Below are 15,872 nucleotides of genomic sequence, written 5' to 3'. Positions count from 1 at the left end.
CGCGCTCGAAGAAGTCAGCTGCCGCGTCGGATATTCGATTGATGACTGCGAGCACGAACCGGAGTTGCGGTGCGTGGGCGCTCCCATCCGCAACAGCACCGGTCGCCGTCGCGGCGATCAGTGTGAGTGAGTCGACTCGCGCGTCACGCCGAAACGGGTGCCCGGGCTCGCATGGGCCGTGATGACCCATGCCGAACTTCTATCGATCCGACTCGGGTATCAGCCTGACTTGCAATGCTGGATCATCGCCGCTGTTGCGGGGCGCACCCCATCAAAAAGCGTCGGCAGACCACGGCAAGCACAGCCCACGATGAACGGTCTGTTTGATGGGTTTGCGGAGGCATGCAGGTCGCCACCCGGCTTAGCTTCCGCGCCTTCCCGACACCGGTGGAAAGAACACATCTTGCCATGTAGCCGGCGGTGCCTTCAGCAGCCCCTCCGTCGTCGACCATCCTTGCCGCGGCGTGGACACCTTATGTAATGATCGCAATCGAGCTGTTCGGACCGTCGCGCTGCATCGAGCGGCCAACGCTCTGCGGCTGCTCGACGGTCGACATAGCTGCGACGAAAGCGCTCAGGTCTGTGCGACGGGAATTCGCGAGATCTTCGTTGACTCCACAGAGTGCGAGCTTTCCCCAGCCCTCTTCAGACCGAAATTGTAGTTCAGGTAGTAATACTTTCTGTTGGTGGCCCGACCGTCCGCTTCTTCGCCGGGATTACGAAGCACGAATTCCCGGACCAGATCGTCCTTCACGCCGAAGACGACATCGGAATCGAGGTACTGGTCGCCTGCGACGAAGATGTGTGTCACCAACTGCTCGAAGCCCGGGGCGGAAATCATGAAATGTACGTGTGCCGGCCGCCAAGGATGCCGGCCCTGTGCCTTCAGCATTTCGCCGACCGGGCCGTCGTGCGGTATCGGATAGGCTGCGGGCTTGATCGACCAAAAACTAAATCGACCGCTGGCGTCGGTGCGAAAGCGGGCCCTCATCGCCAGCCCTCCGATCTCGCTGAGTTGCTGCACGTCGTAATTGCCATCCTCGTCGGAATGCCAAACGTCGACCCACGCGCCAGAAAGGGGGAGACCGTCGACGGTCGAGACCGAGCCCGTGACGAAAAGCGGATCGCCTTCAATGCCGTTGGAGATGTCCTTCCCCAATTCTATCTCCAGAGCGTCCTGCACGAAGAACGGACCGAGCACCGTGCTTTCGGTGGCGCCGTGCATTGAAGAATGATTGATCGCGTCGATGAGCATCGAGACGCCCAGCGTGTCCGAGAGCAGAATGAACTCCTGGCGTTTGTCGTCGCACATGTGACCGGTCCGCGTAAGAAAGTCGATGCCGTATTCCCATTCCTTTTGGGTGGGACGCACCTCGCGTACGAAAGCATGGAGGTGTCGCACCAGGGCTTCGCTGATCTGTCGAACGCGGGCATCGGTCGCGCTCTGCAGCCGCTCGAGCACCGCATCGGTGATCGTATTTTCGTTGAAATTGCGCATTGTCACTCCGTGGGTCGCGTTCGTTTTGTTCGGCGGAAGAGAGCATGTCTCCTAAGACATGGCGGGCGGCTCGCCTGCCCAGGCACGCGCGAATAGATCTCGGATTGCGTCGCGCTCAGGAGGACGGGGATTCCAATTGGCGTCGAATCGCAAGGCCCGCCGCACGATCGATACCGTCAACAGGCGGTCGATCCGCGGGTTGCTCGGCCTTGGGCATCGCGGAGGACGCCACGGCGCCTTGTAGTTCATAGAGATCGAGTAGAGTCAAAGTCCGAAGTGTTCGGATCTGATCGATGGCAGGAAATCACTGCCGGCTCTTGATGGAAGAGAGCCCTCGACGCTCGGGCTTTCGCCCGAGCGCTTCAGGATGTTGTCTACTCGGCAGCCGTCGACATATAACCGTCGCGCTGGTCCTGCGCCTTGGCGTATTCGGGTTGGAAGCGGACATTGGCGTAGTGCGAATTCTTCTGCGCCTCTGCGGCCCGCTTGCCGAGTTCCGCCGTATCGCCGAAGCCGACAACCTGGCGAGCCAACTCGGTCAACGGACCGTCCACCTGGTACTCCGTACGCTGCATCGTGAGCAGATTGATGAGGTAGAGCGGCGTTCCGTTGAACTTCTCGAACATCTCGTGCCTGTTGCCCCATTCGGTCAGGAACCGTTCGCTGATCTGACGGAAGATCTTGATGCGGTCGTACGCGCTGATCTCAGCGCCGCGCAAAGCCTCGGAAAGCTTCGGACCGATGTAGGGGTCCTCCAGCTCTTTTCTCGACGGTTGGATCACGACGCCGCGGCCGCAGAAATCGATGAGCATGTTGACCATCTTGTTCTGGTTTTCAAGATAGTAGGCACGGCCGAAGTCGATGTAGATATTGTTCGGCTTGAAAAGACCGCCCGGCGTCGCGAAGCCGGTTTCTTCGGCGGCGATCATGAATGCACGGCAGGTCTCGCGGAAGCGGATGAGTTCGGCGAGCTGGGCCTGGACGAGCGGATTGGTGCTGGTACCCAGAGATTGCGTTAGGAGCAGCGCGAGACCAACCATCAGTTCGGCATGGACGCAATGCCGGATCTGGGTCTCGAGATGCACCCAGTCGAACTGCCGCTGCGGATACCACTTGGCATGGTCCGGATTGCCGACGTGTTGGACGCGGTCCCAGGGAATCAGGACGTCGTCGAAGTACACCATCGCATCCAATTCATCTCCGATCGTGGCCAACGGACGATCATACGGATCCGCATCCGGCTGAGCGTTTGATTTACGGGCGACGACCGAGATGCCCTTCGTGGCGATCGGTACCAGCGCGTAAACGGTCTGCTCCGGCGTCTGACCGGGGCGCCAGAGGTTTCCGATGAGGAGGTGGTTGACGAACGGAACGGAGGTGCCGATCGCTTTCCAGCCTCGCACCAGAATGCCGTCATCGCGCTCCTCGATGATCTTGAGCATCGGCGTCTCGGCCATCGCATTGTCGCGGCCGCGGTCGAACTGCACGTCGAGGAACATCGGCGAGATGGCCAGATCCTGCGAAGTCACTTCTTCCCACTGCCGTTGGATGTTGCCCGAGAGATCGCGCTTCTTTCCGGAGAAGCGGGAGTTTTCCGACCAGGGCTTCTGATCGTCCACCTGGGTGAACATCACGACGTTCATGCCGGCAGGCGGCCGGGTGAAGATACCGCCCTTGAAATGGCGGCAGAGGAAGTCGCAGTATTGCCGGCGCTTGACGACGTCCTCTTTGTTGCGCGGCAGGAACCAATGCATCGACTGGCGCTTGCCGTCCTTGTCGATGAAGGTCGCAATTTCCTGGTTCTTCGGATCGAGGTGGAGATCGTAATATCCGGCGATGGCATGGGCATAGCCCTTGGTCGCAGGGTGAGTCGTGACGTCCTCGATCAGTTCGCCTCCGACATAGACTTTCCGGCCGTCGCGGAGCGACTCCAGGTATTCCTTCCCACTTCTCATTTCTATTCTCCGTTAGACGTGGTTGAGTTGACGTTGAAAAGTATCTGCATCCCAGTAGTCCTCGCTCCGGTGGATGAGGCCGTCGCGGATTACCAACAAATGCACGCCGCGAAGCGAAATCGCCTGTTCGCGCGGCGCGATCGGTCCCATTTGGCTCTTGAGCGTCGCCTTCAGGAGGTAGCTCATCATGGCGACGCCGTTCGCACCGACGGCACGCCGGTCCGGCGTCCAGGAAGCATCAGGAAACCAGCCGAAGAAGCGCCCCAGGCCTGAAGCTATTTCCTTCCGACCTTGTTTGACCTTGCGTTGCGCAATCTCTTCGTGACTGGCGTCGAGCGCGTAAAGAGCCGCGACCGCTGCGGCATCGCGAGCGTTGTGGGCTTCGTAGAATCGTTCGACGACCTTCTCGATACTCATGCCGACGCCCCTGCGGATGCGAGGTCCAACGCGACCGTCTTCAAGTAACGGCCCTGCCCGTACAGTAGCGGACGAAGCGACGTAGGCGCCAAGATCGTGCGGATCGCACCGATCACGACGACATGGGTCCCTATCCGTCGGATTTCGGAGGCGTCGCAATCGAACGTTGCGATCGCCTCACGCAGCACGGGCGTAAAAGATGGGACGGGAAGCTCGTCCGCGGGCACGACATCGCCTTCGAGGTACTTCGAAGCGCCGGGCTGTGCGCAACGTTGAGAGAGCCCGGCTTGAGCTTCGCTGAGCAGATTGAGCGAGAACTTTCGGTCTCTCTCAATGTCCGCGGCCGTGGCCGTCTTCGCGTTGATGCAGACCAGAAGAGTCGGTGGCTCCATGCAGACGGGCGTGTACGCGCTCACCGTCATTCCCCATGGCCGTTCTTCCCGAAGCGTGCCTACAACGGCGACGCCTCCCACCACCCGACGCATCACCGTGCGGAAGGCCTCGGGTCGCGGACCGGAAGCGAGATCCCAAAGCGCAGCGTGCGTACTGACGCCCATCTCCAAACGATGTCTCATCGTATAGCCTCCCATCGCAGCCTCGCGCTATTCCCTACCCCGCTCGGAGGAAAGTGCGCGATATGTTGGCAATGTCGCGAGGCTATTCGGGAGAACTACAAAGGGTCCAATCGATATTTGTGATTTCAAACATCTACGCGAATGCTGCGTTCTGCACGCGCTAGAACCATGGCGGCCTGCCAACGCGGCGCCGCGCCCCGACTATCGATGCAGTGGATGTCTAACATCGATCGTATGGATATTGTGACCGATCCCCCCGGCCGCGGGCTCCCGAAACCATCAAATCAGGTTGATTTTGTTCGATCGAAAAGTGCACACTCTTGTATTGTGCCACTTGCCGGTCAGCGGGAGCAGGGCTTTGAACCTTCGCAGCGTCGACCTCAATCTCCTAGTCGTGCTCGATGCACTGCTGACGGAACGAAACGTCAGTCGCGCCGGCGAGCGCATTGGCCTTACGCAATCTGCGATGAGCGCGGCTCTGTCGCGTCTCCGCGAGCTGTTCGACGATCCGCTTCTGGTTCGCTTCGGTCGAGGGCTGGAGCTGACGCGAAACGCCGAAGAGCTCATCGTTCCGGTGCGGGAGACGCTGGAGCGCATCGAGCAGACGCTTTCGAAGAAGGCGCATTTCGATCCGGCCGAAAATGCGCGTAGCTTTTCGATAAGTGCTTCGGACTACGCCGTCCTGGTATTGTTAACGCCGCTGGTACGTGCGCTCGCCACCGAAGCGCCCAATGTGACCGTTCATCTCCTGCCGCGCGCCCGCGACCCGGGGCGCATGTTGCAGACTGGCCAGGCCGACCTCGTGATCGAACCCAGCGAACTGTTTGGCGACGCCGGATTCCCGTCGATGCCTCTACTCAGCGACCGCTGGTTATGTGCTGCCGACGTCCAACATCCGCACATCGCGAAGGATTGCTTGACCCACGAGCAATTCCTGGAACTGCCGCATCTCGTCTATGGCATCGGAATAGACCGGCAGCTAAACTTGGCCGACCAACGCCTTTCCGAGATGGGTATCCAGCGGCGCATTCAAGTCACGGTCGAGAGCTTCCTGCTGGTGCCGTTTCTTATCGAAGGTACCCCGCTCATCAGTCTCGTACTGGAGCGCGAGGTCCGGGCGCTGCATTCTTGCCCGAAGCTCAAACTATTCGAGCCCCCCATTGCTTTGCCCGACATTCACGAAGCCATGTATTGGCATCCTCGACATACCAACGACCCCGCACACGCATGGCTGCGCAATCGACTACGCGATGTAGCCGCCGACCTCGTTTAGGGTGATCGACATCGGCAACGGGAGGACGGCAACCTTAAGCTCCATGTCCACGCGTTGGCTACTAGGGCGCTGTCGCACGGATCGTGGGGGAGGCCGACGAAGCTTGGCGCGAGAAACCGCGCAGCGTCACGCTGTCCGATCTCGTGCAAATTCTTTCAAAGGAGGCATGCGGCGCTCTGGAAGGATACGTTCGCGTGGGTCTTATCCGGCTCGGGATGAACGCGCCTCGATTGCCGTGGCAGAATGTTCGCCACTGATCGGGGCCGGACCGAAGACAAGGCTTTCGGCCGGCGCGGCCAACGAAAGACCGTTTGCCTTGCATTGGGTGTAAAGGAGGTCGATGACTTCGTTGCGGGCCGCCGTCCAGCCGGCGGGACTGTCCACACGGAATAGCAACTCGACTTCAATCGCGGCTGCGTCGATCGAACTCAGGGCGACAATCGGCGACGGGTCCTGGACGATCCGCGTGCTGGCTTCCAGTACGGACCGCATGACTTGCTCGACGAAATTTGGCGTCGTGGTGGCAATGCGTACGGTCAACGTGATCTGGTGCGTCTCGTCGGGGCGGCTGAGATTGGTGACGCCCTGTCTTGCCAAGATGCTGTTCGGCAGAACGACGACATTGTACCCCCCGGTAAGCAGATTGGTGGAGCGCCAGTTAGTCTCAACGACGCGACCTTCCGTACCGTCCTTCAGCTGGATCCAGTCGCCTATGGCATAGGTCCTCCCGAGCGTCAGCGCGATTCCTGAGAAGACATCACCAAGGGTATTTTGCAGCGCGAGGCCAAAAATGATCGCGACAACACCTGACGTCGCGACCAGAGTGCCGACCGGCACACCAAACACAAAGCCAACGATCGACAGCGCCACACCGAGATAGATGACACCGACGGCCATGTCCTGGATCAGATGCGCTTCCCGTGGCCGGCGATTGAGCAACATATAGATGTGGACCAGGCCAATAATGGCCCATGCGAGATGGGTCCACCACAGGATCCTGGCCGATATGGAGAGCAACGCGTCGAAACCCCGCAAGTGAGCGACATCGACGCGTTGCGGAGAGATGCCGCCCAGATAGAGCACGAGGCTCATGCCGACAAAGAACAGAATCTGGGCGATCAATCGGCTTGTCGGACGGTCGCTCCCCTGAACATGCCAAACGATGATACCGGCAATTCCGAGAATGTTGGTCAGAACAAGCGGCATCATGTGATCTTCGTTTAACATGCGTGCTGTTCCAGTCTCGCCTCGATCGCCTGGCGGACCTGGCCGAAGTCGATCGGCTTGGTCAACAGGGCCTGCGCGCCCCGCTCAAGTGCCGTCTTGCGCGTTTCGGCGTCGCCGTACGCCGTGATCATGATCACCGGAACGTCGGGCCGCCGAGCGCGAAGCTCCGGCAGCATCTCCAAGCCATTCATCCCGGGCATGTTGACGTCGGAGAGGATGAGGATCAACGTTTGCTCGCCCGTATCGGAAATGCGGTTCAGGGCCTGCGCTGCCGAGCCGGCAAAGTCCATCACAAAGCGCTGGGCGCGAAGCTCGCGTCGAAATTGCTGGCGGAACAGGACCTCCAAATCGGGTTCGTCATCCACCACAAGAACTGATACAGTCATAGTCAGCCCGCAATACTGTGAGAAAGACCGATGTTGCGCGGCAGCAGGATAGTAAACTCGGTGAATTCGCCGGGCTCGGTCTCGACATTGATCCTGCCGCCATGTTGCTTCACGATGATGTCGTGGCTCATGGAAAGTCCGAGGCCTGTTCCCTCGCCTGGCGGCTTCGTCGTGAAGAACGGATTGAACATTTTCTCCTTCACGTCCGGTGGAATACCAACGCCATTGTCGCGGATGCGGATTTCAACGTAATCGCCGCGATCGAGCGTGACGGCGCAGAGCGCGGGCTCAAATCCGGGATCATCATCGTCACAACGCTTGGCGACGGCATAGAAACCATTGGAGATAACGTTTAGCAGCACCCGCGTGATCTCCTGCGGGAACACGTCGGCCATACCGGTGTCCGGATCGAACTCCCGCCTGAGGGTGACGTCGAACTGTGGTCTCTCAGTGCGCGCGCCATGATAGGCGAGATTGAGGCTCTCCTCGACCAGCGCATTGACGTCGGCAGGCCGATGCTCGCCGCCGCCACGACGCGAATGCAGGAGCATGTTCTTGACGATGGAGTCGGCGCGCTCACCATGCTGCACGATCTTCTGAAGATTGTCTGTTAGCAGCCCGCTCAGTTCATCGATTTCGCCGCGGATGTCGTCCGGGAGCATGACCGGAGCCAGAACCTCGTTCAACTCGCCGGTCAGTTCGACCGAGAGCGCGGCGAAATTGTTGACGAAGTTGAGCGGGTTCTTGATCTCGTGCGCAATGCCAGCTGTGAGTTGACCGAGCGAAATGAGCTTTTCGGTCTGCACCAGGCGGTCCTGGGCCGCGCGTAGATCGTCGAGGGATCCGGCGAGCTCCTTCGTGCGGGCCTCTACTTCTTCGAACAGCCGCGCGTTCTCGATCGCGATCACGGCCTGATCGGCGAACGTCTTGAGAAGGTTGATCTGGCTAGCGGTGAACGTTCCTGGTTCGGCGCGCGAAACGCCGATTGTGCCGATCGCCGCGCCTTTCCGGAGCATGGGCACGACCACGATGCTTCGATACCCCCTCGCGCGTGCCATGCTCTTGATCGCCGGATGGACATCCGGTTCGGTCTCGATATCGGAGCGAAATGCGATCGCCGAGGTGAGTGCGACCCGGCTATGGATCCCGGAGGACGTGAGCGGCGCGGGAAATGAGGTTCGGATCTCCTCATCGCCGGCCACGCTTCCCGCCGTGCAGGCCGCCAGATGAAGCATGTCGCCGACGACACGCGTCACGAGCGCCGTTTGGCCGGCAAGCAACCGCCTCGCGCTTTCGGAGATGACGTCGAATACCGGCTGCACGTCAGTTGGTGAACTGGCGATGACATTGAGGATTCCTGCCGTAACGGTCTGCCGCTCCAACGCGATAGCGAGTTCGCCCTGCAGGCGGGCATTCTCGGCTACTCCGCTCTGCAGTCGTTGTTCGAGCCCATCGCCCCTGTTCCTAAGGTCGGCATCCATTGTGCTGATCATCACTTCCGGACTTAGCGCCCACGGCCCGATGGGGACTAGGCCAACCCCAAGCCGCCATCGATGGCAACCACCTGGCCGGTCATCCATTCCGAGGTTGATCCGGCAAGCCTGACAATCCATTCTGCGACATCGTCCGGAACGCCGCGTCGTCCGAGCGGGATGCGCGCACGCTCCTGTTCCTTGACTGCGGCGGCCTGTTCCTGGGTCAGCCCCATCATGCCGGTGAGGGCGCCGGATTCTGTTGGCCCAGCGGCGACGGCGTTCACCCGTATGCCGAATGGCGCAAGCTCCAGCGCCCAACAACGGGTCAGGTGCTCCAGCGCCGCCTTGCTCGCTGCATAATGAGACAGTCCGGCCGCGGGCCGGTGGCCAAAGGTACTCGACACGTTGATGATAGTGCCGCGCCTCGCCTTCAGGTGCGGAAGGGCAGCCGAGGCAAGCAGGCTAGGACCGAGCACATTAACCGAGAAGATATCCATGATGCGATCGGCCGTGGTATCGGCCAATGGAAGGATTGCGCCGGCGCCGGCGTTGTTGACCAAGGCGTCTATTCTGCCCCAGAGATCCATTGCCTTGGCAATTGTGCGCCTGGCATCATCGGTCGAGGCCGCATCCGCAACGATACCCGCGATATTCGGATGCTCGGCGATCGTTTCGTCCAGAGGACCCGCCCGGCGGCCGGTCACGAGCACCTTGTCGCCCTGGTTGGCAAGGCGGGTCGCCGCCGCTCGCCCGATTCCTGAAGTGCCACCGGTCAGGACAATGACCTTTTCTTCGCTATGCATGTTGACCGCGCTCCTTTGCGGTTACTGGGCGGTCCAGCCGCCATCAACCGAGACGGCGGTTCCGGTGATCTGGTCGGCGGCGGACGAACATAGGAAAGCGACAGTGCCGCCAAGCTGCGCCGGAGAAACAAATTCGAGGGACGGCTGCTTCTCCGCCAGGAGTGTCCTGGCGGCTTCCGTCCGGCTGACCCCTCTTTGCGCAGCGATGTCGTCGATCTGCTTGTCGACCAGGGGCGTTCGCACCCAGCCCGGACATACTGCATTGCACGTGACCCCGCTCCCGGCAGTCTCCAGGCCGACCACTTTGGTCAAGCCGACCAGGCCGTGCTTGGCCGCGACGTAAGCTGCCTTATGCGTCGAAGCGACGAGGCCGTGCGCGGAGGCAATGTTGACGATCCGCCCCCAACACTGCTTCTTCATCTGCGGGACCGCCGCCGCAATGCCGTGGAACGCGGCCGACAGGTTGATCGCCAGGATCGCGTTCCACCTGCCGGCTGGGAATTCTTCGACCGGAGCAGTGAACTGGATGCCGGCATTGTTGACGAGGATGTCGAGCCGGCCGAATTTCTCGACCGTCGCTGCGATCAATCCGCGCACGGCCTCCTCCTTCGACATATCGGCGCCATCGTAAACGGCGCGCACACCATGCTCGCGTTCGATGCCGCCGCGGATCGCCTCGATCTCGCTGGCATCGCCAAAGCCGTTCAAAACGATATCAGCCCGGAGCTTGGCCAGCTCCCTAGCGATACCGAGCCCAATACCGCTGGTCGATCCGGTGACGACGGCTACCCTGCCCTTCAACATGGGAGTTCCTTTCGATGCTTTGGGATGAGATTTGCCGCGAGATCAGTCACGGCGGTGGACGTCGTGCGTAACAATGCCGAGCTCAGGAGCTGGCGGGTCGAGCCGCCGCGGATCGGCTAACGTACGGCGGATATCCTCCAGACCGCTCTGCCAATGCGCCCGCATCGCGTTCAACCCGAATTCGTAATCCTTTGAATGGCGCTCGTAGATCTTGGACTGGTAGATCAGATGGATGATGTTGCAGGAGCGATGGCGAGCCATGTCCGCGATGGCGCGGATTTCCGGATCCTGCTTTGCGCCATCCGGCAACATTTCGAGGATTCGCTGCAACGCCTGACGCATCTTCTGCATCCGAAGCGCCTGGTCCGTGATGGCGCGTGTGCGGCTGGAATACTGAATGTCCTTCTGGCGGCTGGACACCTCCATTAGGTCATTCGGCACACGGCCCCGCGCCGACCAAAGGTCAACCTGGAAGGTCAGCGTGTCGCGCGGCTCGCTCGACAGCACTCGGGATAGAGGCGTGTTCGAAACGACGCCGCCGTCCCAATAGTGCTCACCGTCGACCTCGACCGCTGGGAAGCCCGGCGGCAGGGCACCGGATGCCATGAAATGCTGCGGTCCGAGCCTGCGTTCAGCCGTGTCGAAATAGGTCAGGTTGCCCGTACGGACGTTGACCGCGCCAACGCTGACGCGCACCTCCCCCGCGTTCAGCCGATCAAAATCGACAAGCCGCTCCAACGTCTGCTGCAATGGTGAGGTATCGTAGAAACTCGTCGCCGCGTTGCCCGAGAAGGGCGCCAGGAACGGTGGCGGGAAGCGTGGCTTGAAAAAGCCGGGTTGCCCCTGGAAGAGGGCCCTGAGCGCCGCCAGGGCATTGTACGCTGAGCGGAGATCGAAGGCGAACGGCATCGCATTGGCAAGCCCTTCGCCGACCGGCCATTCCACCGCCGCCGCGCAGATGCTCTCCCAGAACTTGCGTAGCCGTTCGATCCGCTCGGCCTCGGGCGAGCCGGCAATAATGGCGGCGTTCAGCGCGCCGATCGAAATGCCAGCCAACCAGTTCGGCCGTATGCCGGCTTCGTGCAGGCCTTCGTAAACGCCGGCTTGATATGCACCAAGCGCGCCGCCACCCTGAAGCACCAGGGCCACGACATCATATGGCAATGGCTTGGCCGCTTGCGGCGCCGGATCGATTTTCCCGCGCATGACGTTCAACATTTTCTGAAGCTCCGGATGTAGGGCTGATCTCGGTCAGCCGGCATTTGCTTCGATCGAGACGTCGGAGACCGAGCCGCGGCGCGGAGTTGCCTGGTCGGCGGCAAGATAGTCGTGGACCACGCCGCCGAGCCCGAGCGTCAGGTCCACGACCAGGTGCTTGGCCGACAGCACCTGCAGCACCGGCAACTCGGCCACGGGTGCCAGGGCATGCGAGTACAGATCCAGGGCAGCGGGCCCGGTCCAAGCGCCCTTCACGGTGATGTCCTCGAGGTGGAAGCGGACCAGCTCGCAGATGCGCGGTGAACCATCGACATGCGGAATGATCTTGAGCAGGAAATTGGGAGCTGCGAGCTTGCGGGCTTCCGCTGCGGTATCGAGCGTGCGGTGCTTGTAGCCCATGGTGCCGGTCGCAATGCGGACCGAGCCGTAGTTCAATGTGCCAACCAGCGTGTCGATTTCGACCTCCAGCTTCGGTTGTGCCAGTTTCTTGGGAAACCCCCACAGTTCGCGCCCGCCCGCAATCGGCGGATGGTCGTTCAGAAACATCTGATGGGTGAAGCCACCCAGCTGGCCCTTGTAGGTTACGGGAATGACCTGGCCGCTCTCGGTGTAGTCGCCGAAACCGGTGGAATCCGGCATACGGATAAACTCGTAGTTCACCACCGGTTCGGCGACTTCCAGCGGTTCCGGCACCACACGGCGCAGCGCGTCGGGATCGGTGCGATACTGGATGATGAAATACTCGCGGTTGACGAAGCGATAAGGACCGGGAGGAAAGGCCGGGCTGCTCAGCGGCATCGCGAACGACGATGCACGCACGGTCTCGTGTTTCACGATGGTAAGCTCCAAGTTTGTCGGGGGCGGGCGCATCGCGCTTATCGGCACCCGCCCCTGGTTCGGATTTGACTCAACGCACGGTCAGTAGTCCCAGAACGCCGGCACCCATCGGAAGGCGTCGCCGGCGACCGCGACATGACCGACCGACGGGAACGGCATGTGCGTGGCCACCAGCAGTTCGCGGTTCGCCGCCAGCTCGCGCAAAAGTTCGATCCGGACGCGGGCGGCTTCCTCGGGATCGTGCTCGAAGCCGTTGTGCCAATCCGGGTGCTCGAACCCGACGGTGAAGACGAGGTCGCCGGCGAAGGTCAGTCGGTCGCCGCCGGAGGCGACGCGGACCACGCTGTGTCCGGGGGTGTGGCCACCGGTGCGGCGGACGACGACGCCCGGCGCAACCTCGTGCTCATCCTCGAACGTCCGAAGCTGGTTGTGGTACTCGTTGGCGAACCGCTTGGCGGTGGCCCGAAGCGCCTCCGGGAATCCCGGCGGCATCGAGACGCGGGAGAAATCGGGCGCCTCCCAGAATTTGACCTCGGCGGCCGCCACGTGGATCCGCAGGTCCGGACGCAGCCGATCCTTCACGCCCTCGACCAGCAAACCGCCGACATGGTCCATGTGCATGTGGGTCAGCACCACGTCGGTCACGGATGCCAGATCGATGCTGGCGGCTTCCAGTCGCTTGACCAACTGCCCGGCCCGCGGCAGGTGCAGATCCGGATCCAGCCCAAGACCCGCGTCGATCAGGATGGTCTGCGCTCCGCTGCGCACCACGACCACGTTCAGCGCCCAGTCGAACGCGTCCGGCGGCAGGAACATGTCGTCCAGCCAGGCGGCGCGGGCGGTCGGGTCGGCATTGTGCGCCAGCATCTTGGACGGCAGCGGCAGCACGCCGTCGCTGATCACCATAACATCGATGTCGCCGATCTTCAGTGCGTAGCGCGATGGTACCAATTCGTCGGCTTTCGATCTAACGGAGCGTGCAGCAGTGTCTAAGCTCATGGTTGTCTCCTGTTGAGTATTGCGGATCATCCGATCCATCTTCGAGATTCGAGCGATCGATCCTGAGCGGCTCGTGCTTCCCGCGCAGAAAGCGCGGTCAGTGCTCGTGAGGCGTTCAGAGATCAGTGACACGCTCCGGATCAGCGGACGCAAGAGCGGCGGCACGCTCGGCTCGCGGCGGATAGATCCAGACGGTATTGATATCCCTCTTGGTCTTCTTGGCTCCGTCGCCAACCATTTCGACCTTGCGCTCCCAGCCTCGCGTGAACAGCGCGCCGGCTTTTCCAAGATCGAGGCAGGTGACGTAGGCCTTCTGGTGGTACCGTTTGGTGGGGACGCCGAGCAGCTCGGCGGCCGCATTGTTGCCAGCGAAGGCGCCCATCCGCGTGGCATGCTGGCAGGACATCAGCGCGTAGTTGCCAATCTGGTCACATGCCGCTCTCGCGGCATCGCCGGTGGCAAAAACGCCAGGCACCGACAGCACGCGCAAGTCGGGATCGACGAACAGGCGTCCAAAGTTGTCGCGCTCAGCGGGAATCTGCGCGGTTAGCGGAGCGGCGCGCATGCCGGCCGCCCAGATCACGGTGCCGCTTTCAATATGCTCTCCGCTGGAAAGCGTGACGCCGGACTTGTCGAGCGAGGTGACGCCAACGCCGAGCCGAGTCTCCACCCCCAGCTTATGCAGCGCAGACTCGATGATAGGACGAGGACCTTCGCCCATGTCGGGAGCGATCGAACTGTTTCGTTCGACGACGACGACACGCGGCTTGGCATCCTTGCCGAGGATCTCACGAAGCCGTGCGGGCATTTCTGTCGCGACTTCGATGCCAGTGAACCCGCCGCCGGCCACGACCACCGTGTCGCGCATCTGTGATACCGGCCACCCCGCCAAGTGATGCAAATGCCGATCGAGGGCGATCGCGTCGTCGAGCTGGTCGACACTGAAGCCGTGTTCGGCGAGCCCGGGGATACTGGGACGAAACAGCCGGCTGCCAGTGGCGACAATCAATCGGTCGTAGGTGAGTCTCTGCTTCGCTCCCTTGGCCGCAACGATGTCTACCACTTGGGACTTGGTATCGATGGACTCGGCGCTGCCTTTCACATAGGCAACGTCAACGGCCTTCAGCACGTCCAGGAGCGAAGCTGTCAGGGTCTCCGGCTTCGGCTCATAGAGCCGCGGTCGAATCACCAGCTTCGGCTCCGGTGAAACCAACGCAATTTCAAGCGCCTCGGGCGAAACGCCCTGGATGTCGCGCAGCCGGGCCGCAGAGAGAGCGGCATACATGCCGGCGAATCCGGCGCCAATGATGACGAGTCGCATTTGTTTACTCCTTGGGATTGACTCTCTTCGATGAGGGCGCCGAGCTACGCGCCCATGAATTTGAGCAAGTCTGCGTTGATTATGTCGGGATGCGTCGTACACAGACCGTGCGGTAGCAAATCGTAGATTTTCAGAGTGCTTCGTTTCAGAAGCTTCGCCGACAAGGCTGCCGAATCGCCAACGGGCACGATCTGATCGTCGCCGCCATGCAGGACGAGCGTGGGGATGTCGATGCTCTTCAAATCTTCGGTGAAGTCGGTTTCCGAGAAGGCCTTGATGCCATCGTATTGCGCCTTGGCGTTACCCATCATTGCTTGGCGCCACCAATTCCAGATCACCGCCGGGGACGCCTGTGCACCTGGGCGATTGTAGCCATAGAACGGGCCACTCGCGAATTCGAGATAGAACTGTGCCCTGTTCGCTGCGAGCTGCTTGCGCAATCCGTCAAGCACCTCAATGGGCACGCCCGCCGGATTGGCTTCGGTCTTCAACATCAGGGGAGGCACGGCCCCGATCAGGACCAGTTTGGCCACCCGGTTCCTGCCGTGACGCGCGACATAACGTGCGGCTTCGCCTCCGCCCGTGGAATGACCAACATGAATGGCATTGCGAAGGTCGAGATGCTCGACCACAGTCGCAACGTCGGCTGCATAGTGGTCCATGTCATGGCCATCGCTCACTTGGCTCGAGCGGCCATGACCTCGCCGGTCATGGGCAATGACTCGATAGCCCTTGCTGACGAAGAACAGCATCTGCGCGTCCCAGTCGTCGGAACTGAGCGGCCAACCGTGATGAAAGACGATCGGCTGGGCGGACTTCGCCCCCCAATCCTTGTAGAATATCTGTACGCCGTCCTTGGTAGTGACAGAGGTCGTGGGATCGTTTCCTTGTGCAGGCAACATCGAATGGTCCCTCTCCTTGCCAATCGCCGAAGACGAGCGAACAGTCAGCGATGTCGCGCCAATGAGCGCGCTCGCCAGCAAGTTTCGACGTGACGTGGCTAGGCCGCTGAAGAGTTTTTCCGAAGTCATCCATTCGTCTCCGTGTCGTCAGATCGCTTACGGCTATCTAGGGGATCTCGGGG

General features: G+C 61.3%; 15 protein-coding genes and 1 pseudogene. 2 read left to right on the top strand and 14 right to left on the bottom strand.

The genetic code is table 11. The annotated features are described in order from the left end of the window. Positions 1 to 574 precede the first annotated feature (574 nt). The 4 genes from AAFG16_RS07885 to AAFG16_RS07870 all read right to left on the bottom strand — a co-directional run bounded on the left by AAFG16_RS07885 (position 575) and on the right by AAFG16_RS07870 (position 4,445). Positions 575 to 1,498, bottom strand: a complete 924-nt coding sequence (locus AAFG16_RS07885) for an intradiol ring-cleavage dioxygenase (protein WP_342738503.1) — start codon at positions 1,496 to 1,498, stop codon at positions 575 to 577. A 374-nt stretch (positions 1,499 to 1,872) separates the two neighbouring features. Then, positions 1,873 to 3,453: a 4-hydroxyphenylacetate 3-hydroxylase N-terminal domain-containing protein gene (locus tag AAFG16_RS07880; RefSeq protein ID WP_194391250.1), complete on the bottom strand. Its 1,581-nt coding sequence runs from the start codon at positions 3,451 to 3,453 to the stop codon at positions 1,873 to 1,875. Positions 3,454 to 3,465: 12 nt separating this feature from the next. Beyond that, positions 3,466 to 3,870 (bottom strand): nuclear transport factor 2 family protein, encoded by a 405-nt coding sequence (locus AAFG16_RS07875; RefSeq protein ID WP_342738500.1) that lies wholly within the window; start codon positions 3,868 to 3,870, stop codon positions 3,466 to 3,468. Next, the gene (locus AAFG16_RS07870) at positions 3,867 to 4,445 is read right to left on the bottom strand and encodes a flavin reductase family protein (RefSeq protein WP_194391248.1); all 579 of its coding nucleotides are present in this window, start codon (positions 4,443 to 4,445) and stop codon (positions 3,867 to 3,869) included. Before AAFG16_RS07870 ends, AAFG16_RS07875 begins: the two co-directional genes overlap by 4 nt. Positions 4,446 to 4,803: 358 nt before the next feature. Here AAFG16_RS07870 and AAFG16_RS07865 point away from each other — a divergent pair, with 358 nt between their 5' ends. After that, entirely contained in the window at positions 4,804 to 5,718 is a 915-nt protein-coding gene (locus AAFG16_RS07865; protein WP_342738497.1) for a LysR family transcriptional regulator, read from the top strand. Positions 5,719 to 5,786: 68 nt separating this feature from the next. Then, positions 5,787 to 5,937: pseudogene (locus AAFG16_RS07860) on the top strand (Rrf2 family transcriptional regulator); the annotation flags it as partial. Here AAFG16_RS07860 and AAFG16_RS07855 read toward each other — a convergent pair. The 10 genes from AAFG16_RS07855 to AAFG16_RS07810 all read right to left on the bottom strand — a co-directional run bounded on the left by AAFG16_RS07855 (position 5,920) and on the right by AAFG16_RS07810 (position 15,690). After that, a complete protein-coding gene (locus AAFG16_RS07855) occupies positions 5,920 to 6,945 on the bottom strand; it encodes a mechanosensitive ion channel family protein (protein WP_342738495.1) in 1,026 nt (341 codons plus the stop codon). The pseudogene AAFG16_RS07860 and the gene AAFG16_RS07855 sit on opposite strands and share 18 nt — an antisense overlap. Beyond that, on the bottom strand, positions 6,939 to 7,331 hold the full coding sequence (locus AAFG16_RS07850; protein WP_342738493.1) for a response regulator: 393 nt from the start codon (positions 7,329 to 7,331) through the stop codon (positions 6,939 to 6,941). Before AAFG16_RS07850 ends, AAFG16_RS07855 begins: the two co-directional genes overlap by 7 nt. A gap of 2 nt (positions 7,332 to 7,333) precedes the next feature. Next, complete coding sequence (locus AAFG16_RS07845) at positions 7,334 to 8,812, bottom strand: ATP-binding protein (RefSeq protein WP_342738491.1); 1,479 nt, start codon at positions 8,810 to 8,812, stop codon at positions 7,334 to 7,336. Between the two features lie 47 nt (positions 8,813 to 8,859). Beyond that, positions 8,860 to 9,609: an SDR family oxidoreductase gene (locus tag AAFG16_RS07840; protein WP_194391245.1), complete on the bottom strand. Its 750-nt coding sequence runs from the start codon at positions 9,607 to 9,609 to the stop codon at positions 8,860 to 8,862. 21 nt (positions 9,610 to 9,630) lie between these two features. Further along, positions 9,631 to 10,413, bottom strand: a complete 783-nt coding sequence (locus tag AAFG16_RS07835; protein WP_342738489.1) for a 3-hydroxybutyrate dehydrogenase — start codon at positions 10,411 to 10,413, stop codon at positions 9,631 to 9,633. 42 nt (positions 10,414 to 10,455) lie between these two features. Continuing rightward, on the bottom strand, positions 10,456 to 11,631 hold the full coding sequence (locus tag AAFG16_RS07830; RefSeq protein WP_342738487.1) for a patatin-like phospholipase family protein: 1,176 nt from the start codon (positions 11,629 to 11,631) through the stop codon (positions 10,456 to 10,458). Between the two features lie 33 nt (positions 11,632 to 11,664). After that, on the bottom strand, positions 11,665 to 12,465 hold the full coding sequence (locus AAFG16_RS07825) for an acetoacetate decarboxylase (protein ID WP_342738485.1): 801 nt from the start codon (positions 12,463 to 12,465) through the stop codon (positions 11,665 to 11,667). Positions 12,466 to 12,549: 84 nt separating this feature from the next. Further along, positions 12,550 to 13,506: an MBL fold metallo-hydrolase gene (locus AAFG16_RS07820; protein WP_194391241.1), complete on the bottom strand. Its 957-nt coding sequence runs from the start codon at positions 13,504 to 13,506 to the stop codon at positions 12,550 to 12,552. Positions 13,507 to 13,582: 76 nt separating this feature from the next. Next, positions 13,583 to 14,788, bottom strand: a complete 1,206-nt coding sequence (locus AAFG16_RS07815) for an NAD(P)/FAD-dependent oxidoreductase (protein ID WP_342738483.1) — start codon at positions 14,786 to 14,788, stop codon at positions 13,583 to 13,585. 44 nt (positions 14,789 to 14,832) lie between these two features. Next, positions 14,833 to 15,690, bottom strand: a complete 858-nt coding sequence (locus tag AAFG16_RS07810) for an alpha/beta hydrolase (RefSeq protein ID WP_342740868.1) — start codon at positions 15,688 to 15,690, stop codon at positions 14,833 to 14,835. Between the last annotated feature and the right edge of the window lie 182 nt (positions 15,691 to 15,872).

The organism is Bradyrhizobium sp. B117 (assembly GCF_038969555.1).
In the GTDB taxonomy this organism is placed as follows: Bacteria; Pseudomonadota; Alphaproteobacteria; order Rhizobiales; family Xanthobacteraceae; genus Bradyrhizobium.
Note: the sequence above shows the minus strand (reverse complement) of the source record. Positions and strands in the feature narration are given on the sequence as shown.